This window comes from Spiroplasma endosymbiont of Zeiraphera isertana (assembly GCF_964030805.1).
GTDB lineage: Bacteria > Bacillota_I > Bacilli_A > Mycoplasmatales > VBWQ01 > Spiroplasma_E.
This window is the reverse complement of record NZ_OZ034965.1, coordinates 1,133,820-1,147,667: the sequence shown is the minus strand read 5'-3', so window position 1 is coordinate 1,147,667 and position 13,848 is coordinate 1,133,820. Positions and strand designations below refer to the sequence as shown.

12 protein-coding genes and 1 pseudogene are annotated in these 13,848 nt (G+C 24.7%); 8 read left to right on the top strand and 5 right to left on the bottom strand.

Features of this window, described 5'->3' with window-relative positions:
- Nucleotides 1–128: 128 nt before the first annotated feature.
- The 4 genes from gatB to ligA are packed head-to-tail and all read right to left on the bottom strand — an operon-like array spanning nt 129 to nt 5,345.
- Nucleotides 129–1,568 (bottom strand): Asp-tRNA(Asn)/Glu-tRNA(Gln) amidotransferase subunit GatB, encoded by a 1,440-nt coding sequence (gene gatB, locus AAHM78_RS07995; protein WP_342254913.1) that lies wholly within the window; start codon nt 1,566–1,568, stop codon nt 129–131.
- Complete coding sequence (locus tag AAHM78_RS07990; protein WP_342254912.1) at nt 1,561–3,033, bottom strand: amidase family protein; 1,473 nt, start codon at nt 3,031–3,033, stop codon at nt 1,561–1,563. Before AAHM78_RS07990 ends, gatB begins: the two co-directional genes overlap by 8 nt.
- Nucleotides 3,023–3,337 (bottom strand): Asp-tRNA(Asn)/Glu-tRNA(Gln) amidotransferase subunit GatC, encoded by a 315-nt coding sequence (gatC, locus tag AAHM78_RS07985; protein ID WP_338959780.1) that lies wholly within the window; start codon nt 3,335–3,337, stop codon nt 3,023–3,025. The genes AAHM78_RS07990 and gatC overlap by 11 nt, the downstream gene beginning before the upstream one ends.
- A complete protein-coding gene (gene ligA, locus AAHM78_RS07980; RefSeq protein WP_342254911.1) occupies nt 3,330–5,345 on the bottom strand; it encodes an NAD-dependent DNA ligase LigA in 2,016 nt (671 codons plus the stop codon). Before ligA ends, gatC begins: the two co-directional genes overlap by 8 nt.
- 158 nt (nt 5,346–5,503) lie before the next feature.
- Between ligA and AAHM78_RS07975 the strand changes: the two genes are divergently transcribed.
- Nucleotides 5,504–6,325, top strand: coding sequence for an IS1595 family transposase (locus tag AAHM78_RS07975; RefSeq protein ID WP_342252843.1), 822 nt, complete (start codon nt 5,504–5,506; stop codon nt 6,323–6,325).
- Between the two features lie 314 nt (nt 6,326–6,639).
- A complete protein-coding gene (locus AAHM78_RS07970) occupies nt 6,640–6,876 on the top strand; it encodes a hypothetical protein (protein WP_342254910.1) in 237 nt (78 codons plus the stop codon).
- Nucleotides 6,877–6,937: 61 nt separating this feature from the next.
- Here AAHM78_RS07970 and AAHM78_RS07965 read toward each other — a convergent pair whose 3' ends face one another.
- On the bottom strand, nt 6,938–7,630 hold the full coding sequence (locus tag AAHM78_RS07965) for a superoxide dismutase (protein WP_342254909.1): 693 nt from the start codon (nt 7,628–7,630) through the stop codon (nt 6,938–6,940).
- Nucleotides 7,631–7,815: 185 nt separating this feature from the next.
- Between AAHM78_RS07965 and AAHM78_RS07960 the strand changes: the two genes are divergently transcribed.
- The 6 genes and pseudogenes from AAHM78_RS07960 to AAHM78_RS07935 all read left to right on the top strand — a co-directional run.
- Entirely contained in the window at nt 7,816–8,892 is a 1,077-nt protein-coding gene (locus tag AAHM78_RS07960; RefSeq protein WP_342254908.1) for a type II CAAX endopeptidase family protein, read from the top strand.
- 11 nt (nt 8,893–8,903) lie between these two features.
- On the top strand, nt 8,904–9,833 hold the full coding sequence (locus AAHM78_RS07955) for an RluA family pseudouridine synthase (RefSeq protein WP_342254907.1): 930 nt from the start codon (nt 8,904–8,906) through the stop codon (nt 9,831–9,833).
- Between the two features lie 156 nt (nt 9,834–9,989).
- On the top strand, nt 9,990–11,903 hold the full coding sequence (locus tag AAHM78_RS07950; RefSeq protein ID WP_342254906.1) for a hypothetical protein: 1,914 nt from the start codon (nt 9,990–9,992) through the stop codon (nt 11,901–11,903).
- Nucleotides 11,904–11,924: 21 nt separating this feature from the next.
- Nucleotides 11,925–12,662 carry an Abi family protein gene (locus AAHM78_RS07945; RefSeq protein ID WP_342254905.1) on the top strand — a complete coding sequence of 246 codons (738 nt, stop codon included), beginning with the start codon at nt 11,925–11,927 and terminating at the stop codon, nt 12,660–12,662.
- Between the two features lie 439 nt (nt 12,663–13,101).
- Nucleotides 13,102–13,293, top strand: coding sequence for a hypothetical protein (locus AAHM78_RS07940; RefSeq protein WP_342254904.1), 192 nt, complete (start codon nt 13,102–13,104; stop codon nt 13,291–13,293).
- A 149-nt stretch (nt 13,294–13,442) separates the two neighbouring features.
- Nucleotides 13,443–13,823: pseudogene (locus AAHM78_RS07935) on the top strand (helix-turn-helix domain-containing protein); the annotation flags it as partial.
- Nucleotides 13,824–13,848 lie beyond the last annotated feature (25 nt).

The window sequence follows — 13,848 nt, the reverse complement described above, 5'->3', positions numbered from 1 at the left end:
TGATGATTTATTAATTAAAGGAAATTTAATTGAAAATGTAGATTTTAAATAAAATATTAGTATATAAAATTGATAATAAAAATATTCAAAGTATAATATAAAAATTCTTAATTAAAAATTGATTGAAACTAATTATAGTTTTCAATCAATTTTTTTAATATTTCTTTAGAAACTTGTGGGTTTGCTTGTCCTTTAGTTAGTTTCATTAATTGACCCATAAAAAATTTCATTGCTTTTTCTGGATTGACTTTATAAATAGTAATCATGTTTTCATTTACTTTTAAAATTGTGATTAATATTTTTTCTAAATCATTACTATCACTTACTAAAGTAATACCTAATGTTCTAATAAGATCGGTAGGGCTTTTTTCACTATTAATCATAATTGCATTTAATAACTGTTTACTTTGTTTATCATTAATTTTTTGCTCATAAACTAGACTAACTAATTGTGATAGATTATTAGCAGTAAGTTTGCTGTTTTTAATAGTAGTGTTATTAGTATTACAATAAGCTTGCACAGGACCTACTAAATAATTAAAGGTAGGTAATGCTAAATTATTAATGGCAACTGTTTGTTCAAAAATAGTTAATATTTCTATTTTGTCAATTAATAAATTAATATCTTTTGTTGGTAGATTGTATTGTTTTTTTAATCTTTCCATTATTTCTTTAGGCAATTCAGGCAGATTTTTAGCAATCATTTTGATTAATTTTTCGTCTAGTTGAATTGGAAAAATATTTGGTTCAGGAAAATATTTATAATCAATTTTATTTTCTTTGCTACGCATGCTAACGGTTTTATTAGTTTTTTCATCAAATCTTCTAGTTTCAAGATTAATTTTTTGTTTTTTATTTAAAATATTAGTTTGACGATTAATTTCATCATTTATTGCTAAAGTAATATTATGTGTAGAATTTAAGTTTTTAATTTCAACTTTGGTACCTAAAATATCACTACCATGTGGTTTTAACGATATATTAATATCACATCGTAATGAGCCTTCATTCATTTTAGCATCACTAACTTGTAAATTAATTAATAATTGACGTAGAGTATTAATATATGCTACTACTTGTTTACTTGTGTTAAAAATTGGTTTAGTAACAATTTCCAATAAGGGAATTCCCGCTCGATTATAGTCTAATAATGTTTTTTTATTATTATGAATTTGTTTTGCTGTATCTTCTTCAATATGTAAGCGTTCAAAACTAACAATAAATTCTTCATTATTTACAACTATTGGTAATTCACCATTTGTGCCAATTGGATGAAAAAATTGTGTGATTTGATAACCTTTAGGTAAATCGGGATAAAAATAACTTTTTCGATCAAAACGTAAGAGTGGATCAATATTCATTTTTAAAGTAGTACATGTTTGAATTGCCATTATAATAACAGCTTGATTAACTGTTGGTAATGTTCCTGGATATCCGCAATCAATGGCATTAATTTGAGTATTTGGTTTTTGACCAAAAGTATTGGCGGCGTTGGAAAAACATTTAGTTTTAGTTTTTAATTCACAGTGGATTTCAATACCCATTACAACATCATATTTATTATTCATTATCATCACCTAGTAGTTTATTATTAAAATTAATTTTTTTACTTAAAAATGAAGCAATATTCAATATAACTTGATCATTTAAAGGTGCACCATTAATATTAAAACCAATCGGTAAACCATTAACAGTAGTTAACGGAATATTAATGCTTGGTCCACCATTTAAATTAGAAAGTAGTAGTAAGTCTTCTAAATAATCATGTTCACTTTTAATAACTTTTTTTTGTTCTAATACATCTTTAATTTTTGGAGCTGGATTAATATTTGGCATAATAATGAAAGCATCATATTTTTTAAAGATAGTATTTAAATGTTCAACAATTAATCTTCTTACTTTTTTAGCTTTGTTAAATAATTCTTCTTGATGATTTTCAGATAAAGCATATGCACCAATAATGTGTCTGCGTTTTACCATATCACCGAAACCAAATGTTCGTGAATTTGTCATAACTTCTTGATAATTTTTACCATTTTTACGAACACCAAAATTAATACCAGTTAGATTTGCGTGGCAACTAGTTGCTTCAGCAAAAGAAATAATCATATAGACTGGTAATAAAGATTGTAATAATTCTTTATTAAATTCAATTTGTTGAACTTTTGCACCACCATCAGTTAAATGCTTTATTGCTTCATCAAAGCTAGATTTAACTATATCATTTCACTGATAATCATTATAATTTAAAATAGCAATATTTTTACCTTCTATATTTTGATTTAAGTTTTGAGTATAATCTTTTTCTTTACTTTGAACACTAGTAAAGTCTTGTTCATCAAATAAAGCAATACTATCCAAGACAATGGCAATATCTTCGACATGATTAGTAAATATACCAACTGTGTCTAAACTTGGAGCATAAGGAAAAACACCATTTCTTGAAATTAAACCATATGTTGGTTTAAAACCAACAATACCACAATAAGCGGCAGGTTTACGTATTGAATCACCAGTATCTGTTCCTAAAGCAAATGGTACAATTCCAGCAGCGACTAAAGCTGCGCTGCCACTAGAACTACCACCAGTGATATGTTTTAAATTCCAAGGGTTTAAGACATGACCGGTAGCTGCATATAAACCATCTCCACCCATTCCTAGTTCATCAAGAGCAGTTTTAGCTATATTAATGGCTTTATTATTTGTTAATAACATATTAACAGTACTGTCATAATTAGGAATAAAATTAGCAAGAATTTTTGATGAACCTGTTGTTAAGAAATTAATAGTAGCAATATTATCTTTCATTACAAATGGAATTGCTGCTAATAAATTATCATTAATTTCTTGTTCAGTAATTGATTTTGTTTGTTTAATGGCATTTTGTTCCAGTGAAGTAACAACAGCATTTAATTTTTTGAATTGTTCTACTCGTTTGTATACTAATTTAGTTAATTGATCTGGAGTAAGTATTTTTGTTTTTAATAATTCATGAAGTTGACGAATTGAAAGTTGGTGGTAATTAATTTTCATGATTAATCACCTGATTAATACTAATGTAATTATTTTCAACTTCTGGAGCAATATTTAAAACAGTTTTAGATGTTAAATGAGTTCCGACATTATCGGAACGTAATAAATTATTAATAATAGGAAATGGGTAATTTAAAGGTTCAATATCATTTGTATTAATATTTGTCACAATTTCCATTTGTTTTTCAATAGCTTTAAATTCTAGTAAAAGATTTTCACATTGTTCTTCGCTTAAATTGAACATAAGTTCGTTAGCAAATTCATGTAGCATTTTTGTTGTCATTTTCTTTTCAATTTTATCCATTTTTTGCTACCTCTTTCAATAAATTTTGTAATTGCTCTTCATTAATAATTTTAACATTAAGTTTGCGTGCTTGTGCTAATTTATTTCCTGGATTTTCTCCAACAATTAAATAAGAAGTATTATTACTAATAGTATTGGTAATTTTAGCACCATAGTTATTTAATAATTGAATGAATTCGTTACGACTTTTAGTTAAAGTTCCTGTTAAGACAAAAGTTTTACCATTCAATACTTGTGATTGGTTTTTTTGTAAATAATTAAAGTTAAGTTTAAAGTTTTGCAAGTTAGTAATTAGTTGTTGATTAGTAGGATTAAGGAAATAATCAATAACACTAGTAGCGATTGTTGGACCAATTTCATTAGTATTAGCTAGATCATCAAAGGTTGCTTCCATTAAGTTATTTAAAGTTAAATATTTTTTTGCAATAATAATTGCTGTTTTTTGACCAACATGGCGAATTCCCAAACCGAATAAAAGTCTTTCTAAGGAATTTTGTTTTGATAGAATAATTGAATTAGCAAGATTAGTGAAAGATTTTTCACCAAAACGTGGTAATGATAGTATTTCTTTTCGTAAATTAACTAAATTGTAAATATCACTAATAGTTTTAATTCATTTTAAATCTAAAAAACGTAATAATATTTTTTCATTTAAACCAATAATATCCATAGCATTTCTTGAACAGAAGTGCATTAATGATTTAAGAATTCGTGATGGACAGTCACTATTAATGCAAAATTGATCAACTTCTGGCGGAACTTGTTCTAATTTTGTTTTACAAACCGGACAATGGATAGCTTTTTTAAAAATAATATTGTTTATTTGACGATTACTAATAATTGGGGCAATTACTTCTGGAATAATATCACCAGCTTTTTTAACACTTACTAAATCATTAATACGTAAATCACGATTAATAATATAATCACCATTATGAAGTGTGGCAAAAGTAACGGTAGTACCAGCAATTATCACTGGTTGTAATCTAGCATTATAGGTTATTTTTCCTGTTCTACCAACAGTTGGAAATATATCTAAAAGTTTAGTAACACTAGTAACAGCAGGAAATTTATAAGCTATTGCTCATTTTGGTGCCTTATTAGTTCTTCCTAACATATCATAACTGGTTAGATCATTAATTTTAATGACAATACCATCAATTTCATATGGTAATGTATTTCTTAACTTTTCATATTTCTGAATATAAATTCATACTTCTTCAATATTTTTAAATAACTGTCATTGTTCATTAATTTTGAAACCATATTTTTGTAAGGTAAATAATGCTTGTTCATGGGTTTTAATATTATCATTAGTAGCATTAATATAATAGTAAAGAAAACCATCTAATTTTCTTGAATTAACAATATTAATATCAAGTTGACGAATAGTACCAGCTGCAGCATTGCGAGGATTAGCAAAGAGTGGTAAGTTTTGTTGTTGTTGTTTTTCATTAATGCGATTAAATTCTTCTTTACTTAAATATATTTCTCCTCTTACTTCTAATTTAGAATTAATTGGTATTATTTTTGGTATTGTTTTAATTGTCAAAATATTATTGGTAATGTCTTCACCAGCAATTCCATCACCTCTGGTAGCAGCAGTTTTTAATTCTCCTTTTTCATAAGTTATGGAAATTGATAGACCATCAATTTTTAGTTCACAAACATATTCAATGTTATTTTCTGATAATGTTTTTTTAATTTGTTGATCAAATTTTAGTAAATCTTCATAATTAAAGGCATTACCCAAACTTAGCATTGGTTGTTGGTGAAAAATTTTTGTTAAAGAATTAATTGGTTTATTACCAAAAGTTTTAGTTGGAGAATCATTACTATTAAATTGGGGATATTGTTCTTCTAATTTTACTAATCTATGATAGGCGCTATCATAAAGTTCATCACTAACAGTAGGTGCATCTAAAACATGATATTCATAATTTCATTGTTTAATTTGGTTTCTTAATTGTATTATTTCAATTTTAATATCATTATTTTTGTTACTCATATTACTTTCTCCCCTAATTGGTTTGTTAATAAGACATAATTAATTATAAATGAATTATTACTTTAATTGTAATATTGTTTTATAAAAGTATAATTTAGTAATGTAAATAAAATAAATAAATAACGGACTTCTCCCCACATGTACTTGTGGAGGAAACAATGAAATTGAATGAGTTCAACAATATATTTCAAACAGAAAAAGATTGTTTGAAATATATAGCAAGTTTGAAGGAAAACAAATGTATGAGGTGTTCTTGAACAAATTTGAATACTTCTGATTTAAGAAGAATAAGATGTTTGAAATGTCATCAAACATTTAGTATTCTTCATGACACCATTTTTTACAAGTCACAAACACCTTTGACATCTTGGTTTTATCTCATCTTTAGATGAATAAACACCAAACATGGAATTCCATCAACTGATGTTGCAAAAGAATTGGGAGTAACTTTGAAAACTGCTTGAAGAATGGGTCATAAAATCCGAAGTGCAATTGCAAAACAAGAACCTCAATTCATTGTTGAGGGCATAGTGCAAATGGATGAAATGTATCTTTCACATATGGGTTTTAAAAAACAAGGAAGATCCTTAAAAAATAAAACTTTGATTGTTGGGATTTATGAAAAAACAACCAATAATTTAATTGTGAAAGTGTTGAAAAATGCAAATCAAAAAAATCTTTTGCAATTTGCAAGAAACCACATTTCTTCAAAGTGTGATGTACATACTGATTCTTGAAAAGGATATCGCCATTTTAAATCAGTTTTCACTAAGCATGAAACAGTTAACCATCAAGATGGTTATGTTTCAAAAACTGGTGTAAACATAAACCAGATTGAATCGGCATGAAAGCACATCAGACGAACATTTAAAACACATATCAAAGTTGAAAAACATCATGTTCATTTATACGCAAAAGAATCGGCATATAAATTCAACAATATACCTAGTTTTGAAACTGTAATGTTATGTTTGATTTAAAAATGTGGGGAGAAGTCCGTAGATAGGCTTTTCTCAGCATTTATGTGATAAAATTTAAAAATAGTACATAAAGGGAGAAAAGCCATAAATAATAATATACATTTTTTTAAAAAAATGATTATAATAAAATTAGTATTAAAAAATAATGGCTAATTAAGTATTTAGTTTTTAAACTCCTGTTAAGTTTATTTTGACTTAAAGCTTTTTTTATATATAACTAGACACATTTTTTAATATTAACCTTTGATAAGTTTTAAGTATAGTATTAAAACTAAAAATAATTACTTTAATTTTATATGAGTTAGGAGTAAGTTATGAAAGATACATATGAATCTGTTCGTTTAGCACAAAAGCCAGAAAATGCTTTTGCTTGTCATCGATGTGGTAGGGTTATTTTAATTGCCGAATTTTTAGAAGCAAAAAATATTCAATTGAATTGTAATCGATGTGGTTTTAAAAAGCATGTTGAAAAAATTAAAATAGAAAAAAAAGCAGAAATTGAAAAAACTAGAATTGCTGCTATTTCTTCGAAAAATTCTTCTAAAAAATAATTTAGATTAGATTAATATTAATAATATTATAAAAAAAGAACTCAATGGAGTTCTTTTTTACTTATTTTTTAGTTTTTTCATTTAAATACTCTTGATAATTGTTATTTACTTGTTCTCAATTGATAACTTTTAATAATGCTTGTAAGTATTTCTCTTGTTCGTTTTTATATTGTAGATAATGTGCATGTTCTCATACATCAATAGCGATCAATGGATACATATTCAAGAATCATGGATTGTCTTGATTAAAAGTTTTGTATAGTCTTAATGTACCATTATTGTCAATTACTAATCATGCTCAACCACTTCCAAAAATATCTATGGCATTTTTTGTTAAAGCAGCTTCAAATTTTTCATAAGATTCAAAGCGATTAATGATTGCTTTACCAATAGATGATTTTTCATTAAAACCTTTATTTTTCCCCAATAGTGAAAAGAAAAGATTATGATTAATTACTCCCCCACCGAATTGTCGAATGCTACTTTGTAATTTTTTTACATTACAAGTTTCTTTATCCTCACATATATCTTCTAATTTACAATAATTACTTAATAAACGATTTAGTTCCCCTTTAGTTTCAAGATTATAATCAGAAAAAACTTTCGGATGTTTATCCATCACTAATTTTAAAGAAGTTAAATATTTCTTATGAAGTTCTTCAAAATGATGTTTCATTGTTTCTTGTGAAATATAAGGTTCTAAAGCATCATAATTATATGGTAAATCGATAATATTAATCTTGTATTTAGGCATTCTTTTCTATCCTCCTTTTCTTTTTAAACTCTTCACATATAAATATTGCATTACATTATAATAAATTAATGTAAAATTACAAGTTTATTATATTACAAGATTTCTGACTATATGTTATACTAAGAATTAATATTAAATACTAATTTTACTAACAAAGGGTGAAAGTTTTCGTGCAGTACTTATACATGTTTAATAAAAAATCTAATCAAATTAATGTTTCTCACAACAATGATATCATACGTAGAATTAATGTAAACCAAACTGATAACATTAATAGTAATAATTTAGAAAAAAATGAACAAAAACAGTCATTTATTGATAAATTTACTTCAAAATCACTTAGTTGTGATGACACCAATAACTTTAATTTCAAAACAGCCAGTTGGACTCTAACAATAATTTATCTTATATCTTTTATTATAATTCCAATTCTTTATAGTTTAATCGAAACTTATGCTGTAAAAGATACTAGTCAAAGTTCATTTCTTAGTCTTTTTATTTTTAGTTTATTGCCAATTTTTGGGTTAGTTGTTTCACTTGGTATTGATTGAGAAACTATGATTAAAAAAGGTGGGTGAGCTGCTTATAGTCATAGTGTATTTGGTTTTATTAGTGTAGTATTTGTTCTTTTATTTTTTATTGCAACAAAAGTTATTAGTGGTAAAGATGATGATGTAACTTCGCTTGCTACTACATTTTTAATTCAACAGTTATTTCAATTATTAGGATCAATTTTAGTATTAATATTTTGTAGATCATTACGTGAGAGAATTATTACTACTTTAAAAGAAGCAAAATTAGATTTAATAACTTGAGTTACCATTTTTGCTGTTATTGGTACTATTTTAAATATTATTTTCAACATAATTCCTAAATTTAGTGAATTTAATATGTTAACAAGTAATAATACTTCAAAAAATCAAGATGTTTTAAACTTATTAATGAATAGTCCATATGGCATTTTTGTTTTAGTTCTTAGTACTATTTTTATTGCTCCAATTAATGAAGAAATATCATATCGTCATGGTACTTTTACCATTGTTCGTTATCGTTGGTTAGCATATGCTGCTTCATTAATTTATTTCCCATCAATGCATGTTATGGATAGTGGTGATTGAAATAATATTATTGGTTATTTAGGATTTGGTATTATATTACCCTTATTATTTATAATGACACGCGGTAATACTACATATACTATTGGTTTACATGCTTTTTCTAATCTAATTGCAACTATTTCTGGTTTTATTAATAAAAATTAAAAGGAGAAATTATGACTACCCTAACAATTACTGCCAATGATGCTGATCAAACTTTAATTAATTATTTAAAAAAAGTATTTAAAACACTACCACTCTCAAAAATTTATCGTTTATTTATAACAAAAAAAATCAGAGTTAATAATAAAACTACTACTGATTTTAAATATCGCTTACAAGAAAATGATTTAGTAGTCATTTATGAAAGTAATTTAGTTGTTAACTATAAACCAGAAAAAATTACTAAAGAAACACCAATTGAATTGTTTTATGAAGATGATGATTTTTTAATTGTTAATAAAGATCATAATATTGTTGTCCATCAACCATATGGTTCTTGCTTAGATAACATGGTAAAATATTATTTACAACAAAAATACCCGAAGAAGAAACGTGAGCAAACATTTAATATTAGTCATCAGTATCGTTTAGATAAACTAACTAAGGGTTTAATTATTTATCCAAAAAATAAAATGACACAAAACGCACTTCATAATGCTACCAAAAATGGTCAAATTATTAAAAAATATTTGGCTATTTGTTCTGGCCAATTAACTAAAAATTTAAATATTTCTGGTTATATTACTCATGATGAGTTAACAATGAAAATGAAATTTTCAATTGAACCAAGTGAACAAAGTAAAAGTTGTAGCACCATCTTTACACCAATATTTAATACTAAAGACTTTACTTTAGTTGAGTGTCAATTAGTTACTGGTAGAAAACATCAAATTCGTAGTACTTTACAATTTTTAAATTTACTAATTGTTGGTGACACTAAGTATGGGTCAACAATAGTTACTTCTAATAAAATTGCATTATTTGCTTATTATTTATCATTTAATGATTTAGAAGAACCATTTACTTATTTGAATGATCAAAATTTTATAATAAAAGATTTAAAAACAGATTTAATTAAACAGATTAAAAAAGAAAAATGATAAAATTAATCTATACTAATATATAGAACACATTTTTATTTTTTTGCTATTTTTTTTATTTTTAATAGTGATTAATAATATTGAACTTTTAATTTTGGGTTGTTAACATATTTAAGTAAAAAACAAAATTAGTTTTATTTGCATAGATTGGGTGAAGTAATGACAACTAAAAAAGGTATTTTTAATACAATTGTTGGTGTTATCATGACAATTGTTATCTCTATTTTACAGTTAACTTTTCTTTATGTTACTGGTTTAGCATACGGTGAAAAAATTAATGGTTTAATTCGTGTTATTATTTCTTTTTTGACTTACCTTAGTTTGACAGAAGGAGGACTTGGTTTAATTACCATTTTTTCTTTATATCGTCCTTTACAAAATGATGATTATGAAACCGTCAACGATATTATTAATACGACAAGAAAAAATTATCATCATTCAGGAAGAATATATTTAATTATTATTGTCAGTGCTGGTTTTATTTTAGGATTAGCTAGTGTTCATTTACCAGAAATTGGTTTAGATATGGAAATTCCTTTTTGACAAGTAGCACTTATTATTATTTCTTTAGGATCACGTGAATTAATCTTTTTTTATTTTAGTGGTGCTTATCAAAATTTAATTCAAGCTGATCAAAAAGGTTATTTAAATCGTTTAATTTTTATTTTTTCAGAGATTATTATGTATATTTTACTAATGACGTTATTAGTTATTAGAAAATCTGATGGTAAACCAATAGATATGTATATTCCTTTTTTTGCTTATTTTGTTTGTGGTGTATTAAAAGCATTTGTTACTTTTATCGTTATTAAAATTGAATATCCATGATTACAACATAAAAAATGAACACAACAAAAAAGGATGCTAAAACAATCATGATGAGTAGCCCTGAATCGTTTACCTGACATGATTATTTCTAACATTGATATTATTTTAATTACTTTATTTTTATCACTGACAACAACATCAATTTACACTATTTATATTATTATTGCCACAACAATGCGCTCAATTGCTTTAATTTTAATTAGTTCTTTTCGCGAAGTTTTTGGATATTGAATTGCCAAAAGTGGACGAATTAGATGAACTGTGTATACTAAATTTGAGTTATATGCTTATATGATTGCTGGTTTTTTATTTATTAATCAATTTATTATTACTCAATATTTAGTGTCTGCTTTAAGTATTACAAATATTAATAATTATGATGGTAATTTTGATTCTTCAAAAAATCTTTTTATTAATTTATTTTTGTCACAACCATGATTTATTTTACTTTTATCTTTAAAAAATACCATTCAAGTGGCAACCGAACCAGGAAAAGTGATTGTAAATGCTACTGTAAAACACAAAGAAACAATTTGAGGTTCATATATTCAATCAATAATAAATCTTGTTTTAGGTGTTATTTTGGGTTGAATACTATCAAATTTAGGTTGAAAACATCAAAGTTATCAATATTTATCATTAAGTTTATATATGATTCTTTTATCAAGTTGTATTGGTTGGGTTTATCGTTTAATTTCAATCTGAGTTTATGTTTGAAAACATTTGACGTATAATAGTGATTTACGTTTTATTATTCAAAATACTTTAGTTTTAATTATTCCAATTTTAGCAGTAACATTATTTGGATGCCTTTATTTCTTTGACAAATATCCACCAACATATAATTTCACAGATTATAGTTTTGTATTACGAGTTATCGGTTATTCATTATTGTATTCATCAATTTTAATTTTTGGTTTAGCAATGACTATTAATTTTCGTCAGTTTTGATCAATTTTTAATTTTAAGAAATTCTTTACTAATTTATTTTCACGTAAACGTAAGCAAAAAGCATTTATGAATCAAGAAGTAAAAGATTTTTTTAAAGATAGTAATAAACCTAAAAATAACTTTACTAATAAAACATTTGATTGAACTGCTACTTATCAAAGTACCAATATGAACGTTGATGACTTTATTGAACAAGAGTTGTTACGAAGAAAAAAAGAAGTAGATATTAAAAGTGAAACAAAAGAATCTGAAAATTCTTCTATTCGCGTTGGTATTTATAAAATTAGAGGTTAGTTTATTTAAGGAGTAAATTACATGTTATTAAATGAAGAATGATTTGCAGAAAATATTGTTGAAGAAAAATATTTAGAATTATTAAAGCGTAATTATCCTCAACATCAACTTAAAGATTTATTATTATTAAACATTGATTTACGTTTATTGTATTTAAAACATATTTTAATGATTGAAAATTCTTTAAAAAATGCTTTATTACATCAACTTTTTAATGATAATGTTCAAAATTTAGATAATGCTACTTTTCTTAATCCAGAACACCTAGCTCAAATGAAAACAGCTTTACGTTTGATTCGTGCTGGTTATAATAAATATAATAGAAGTGGTGTTTTAAAATCACGAACAATACGCAGTTTAATAGAAGTTATGTCATTTGAATGAACAATGAAATTATTACAAACTTTAAATGATAAAAGTATCGCTAAGATTGCTCATTATTTTGGTATCAAAGAATTTAATGATAGTAAAATTTTATTAGAACAGTTAGAGTATATTAAAGATGTTCGTAATTATTTATCACATAATTTTAAAGTATTAGCAATTCAATTTAAGTATAAAGAACGGTTCGCTTATTATGAACAAACTTTAAATGCCAATAATGATCATCATTATTTGCACTTATTAATTACTCGTTTTTCTAGTAAAAACCAATTACTAGTGCCATTTAATGTTGATTATGAAAATTTATTTAATAGTTATGATGTTAAAATTCATGATTGTGTTAAGGAAGATACTCAAAGTATAATCCATACTTAATATAGAAAAATTATTAAATTTTAGTCGATTTAATTTAATAAGTATATTATAATGATATCAATTAATTACTAGTGTAAAATAAACCATTGTCGTTGAAAAACGACAATGGTTTATTTTATTTAGAGTTAATGAAAATTAAAGAAAGTAGGAAAAAAATGAAGTCAGAGTATAATAAAAAAAAGATTTAAATATTACAGAATTAAAACGACTTGACTTATTAAAAGAGTTATTTCCTAAGGAAATTATTAGTAAAAAAAATCTTTTTCAGATAATGAATCATTTTTATAAAAACTTAGAAGTAAAATATAAAGGTATATCTAATTATTTTGCTCCAACTATTGAAAAAACTGAAAATAGTATATTACTTAATACAATTTTTAATTTAAATAAAATGAAAATCACAGATAATATACAAAAGGTTTTTTTAAATTGTTTATTATTGAAAGGTAATGCTGAACAATTATATGCAAGTTTGTTAAAAATATCAGAAGTACAAAAGGCACTTGATCAATTTATTGAAAGAAATAGTCAATCAGTTACAAAAAGTTTTTCTGCAACAGTAGTATTAGATATCAATAAAGAAGATACAGTATCTACTTACGTTATTGAAAAAAATAATATTTCTTTATAATTAATTATATTTATAAACTTAAAATATTAGAAAATAATAAAAAAACATTAAAGAAAATGGCTTAAATATTTAAATATTTTATTAAAAAAAGAATTATAAAAATTAAATTGTGTTAGTTCTATAATTAAGAAAAGAAAGGAATGAGCGCAATGTATAAGTATCTGAGTATTGAATCAATAATAGCAATAAAAGAATATAAAAATTATGGATTTTCGATTCGTAAAATAGCAAAAATTGTTGATTATAGTAAATCAACTGTACATAGAGTTTGTAGATTATTAAATAAAAACTTATTGCCATTAGAAATATTGAATCAATTTCAAAAAAATAAACAAAATGCAGGCAGAAAATTAATAATTTTAACTTTAACAGAAATTAATAGTATTAATCATTTGTTAATTACTAAAAAGTATGCTCTTGATATAATTGCTAACTTTTTACAGGAAAATAAAATAAAAAGTATTTCAACAAAAACTTTATATAACATGTTTAAAACAAATCGAATGGGTTTTGATGAAAATAACTTATTAGACTTAGTGCAAAACCTTTAATTTT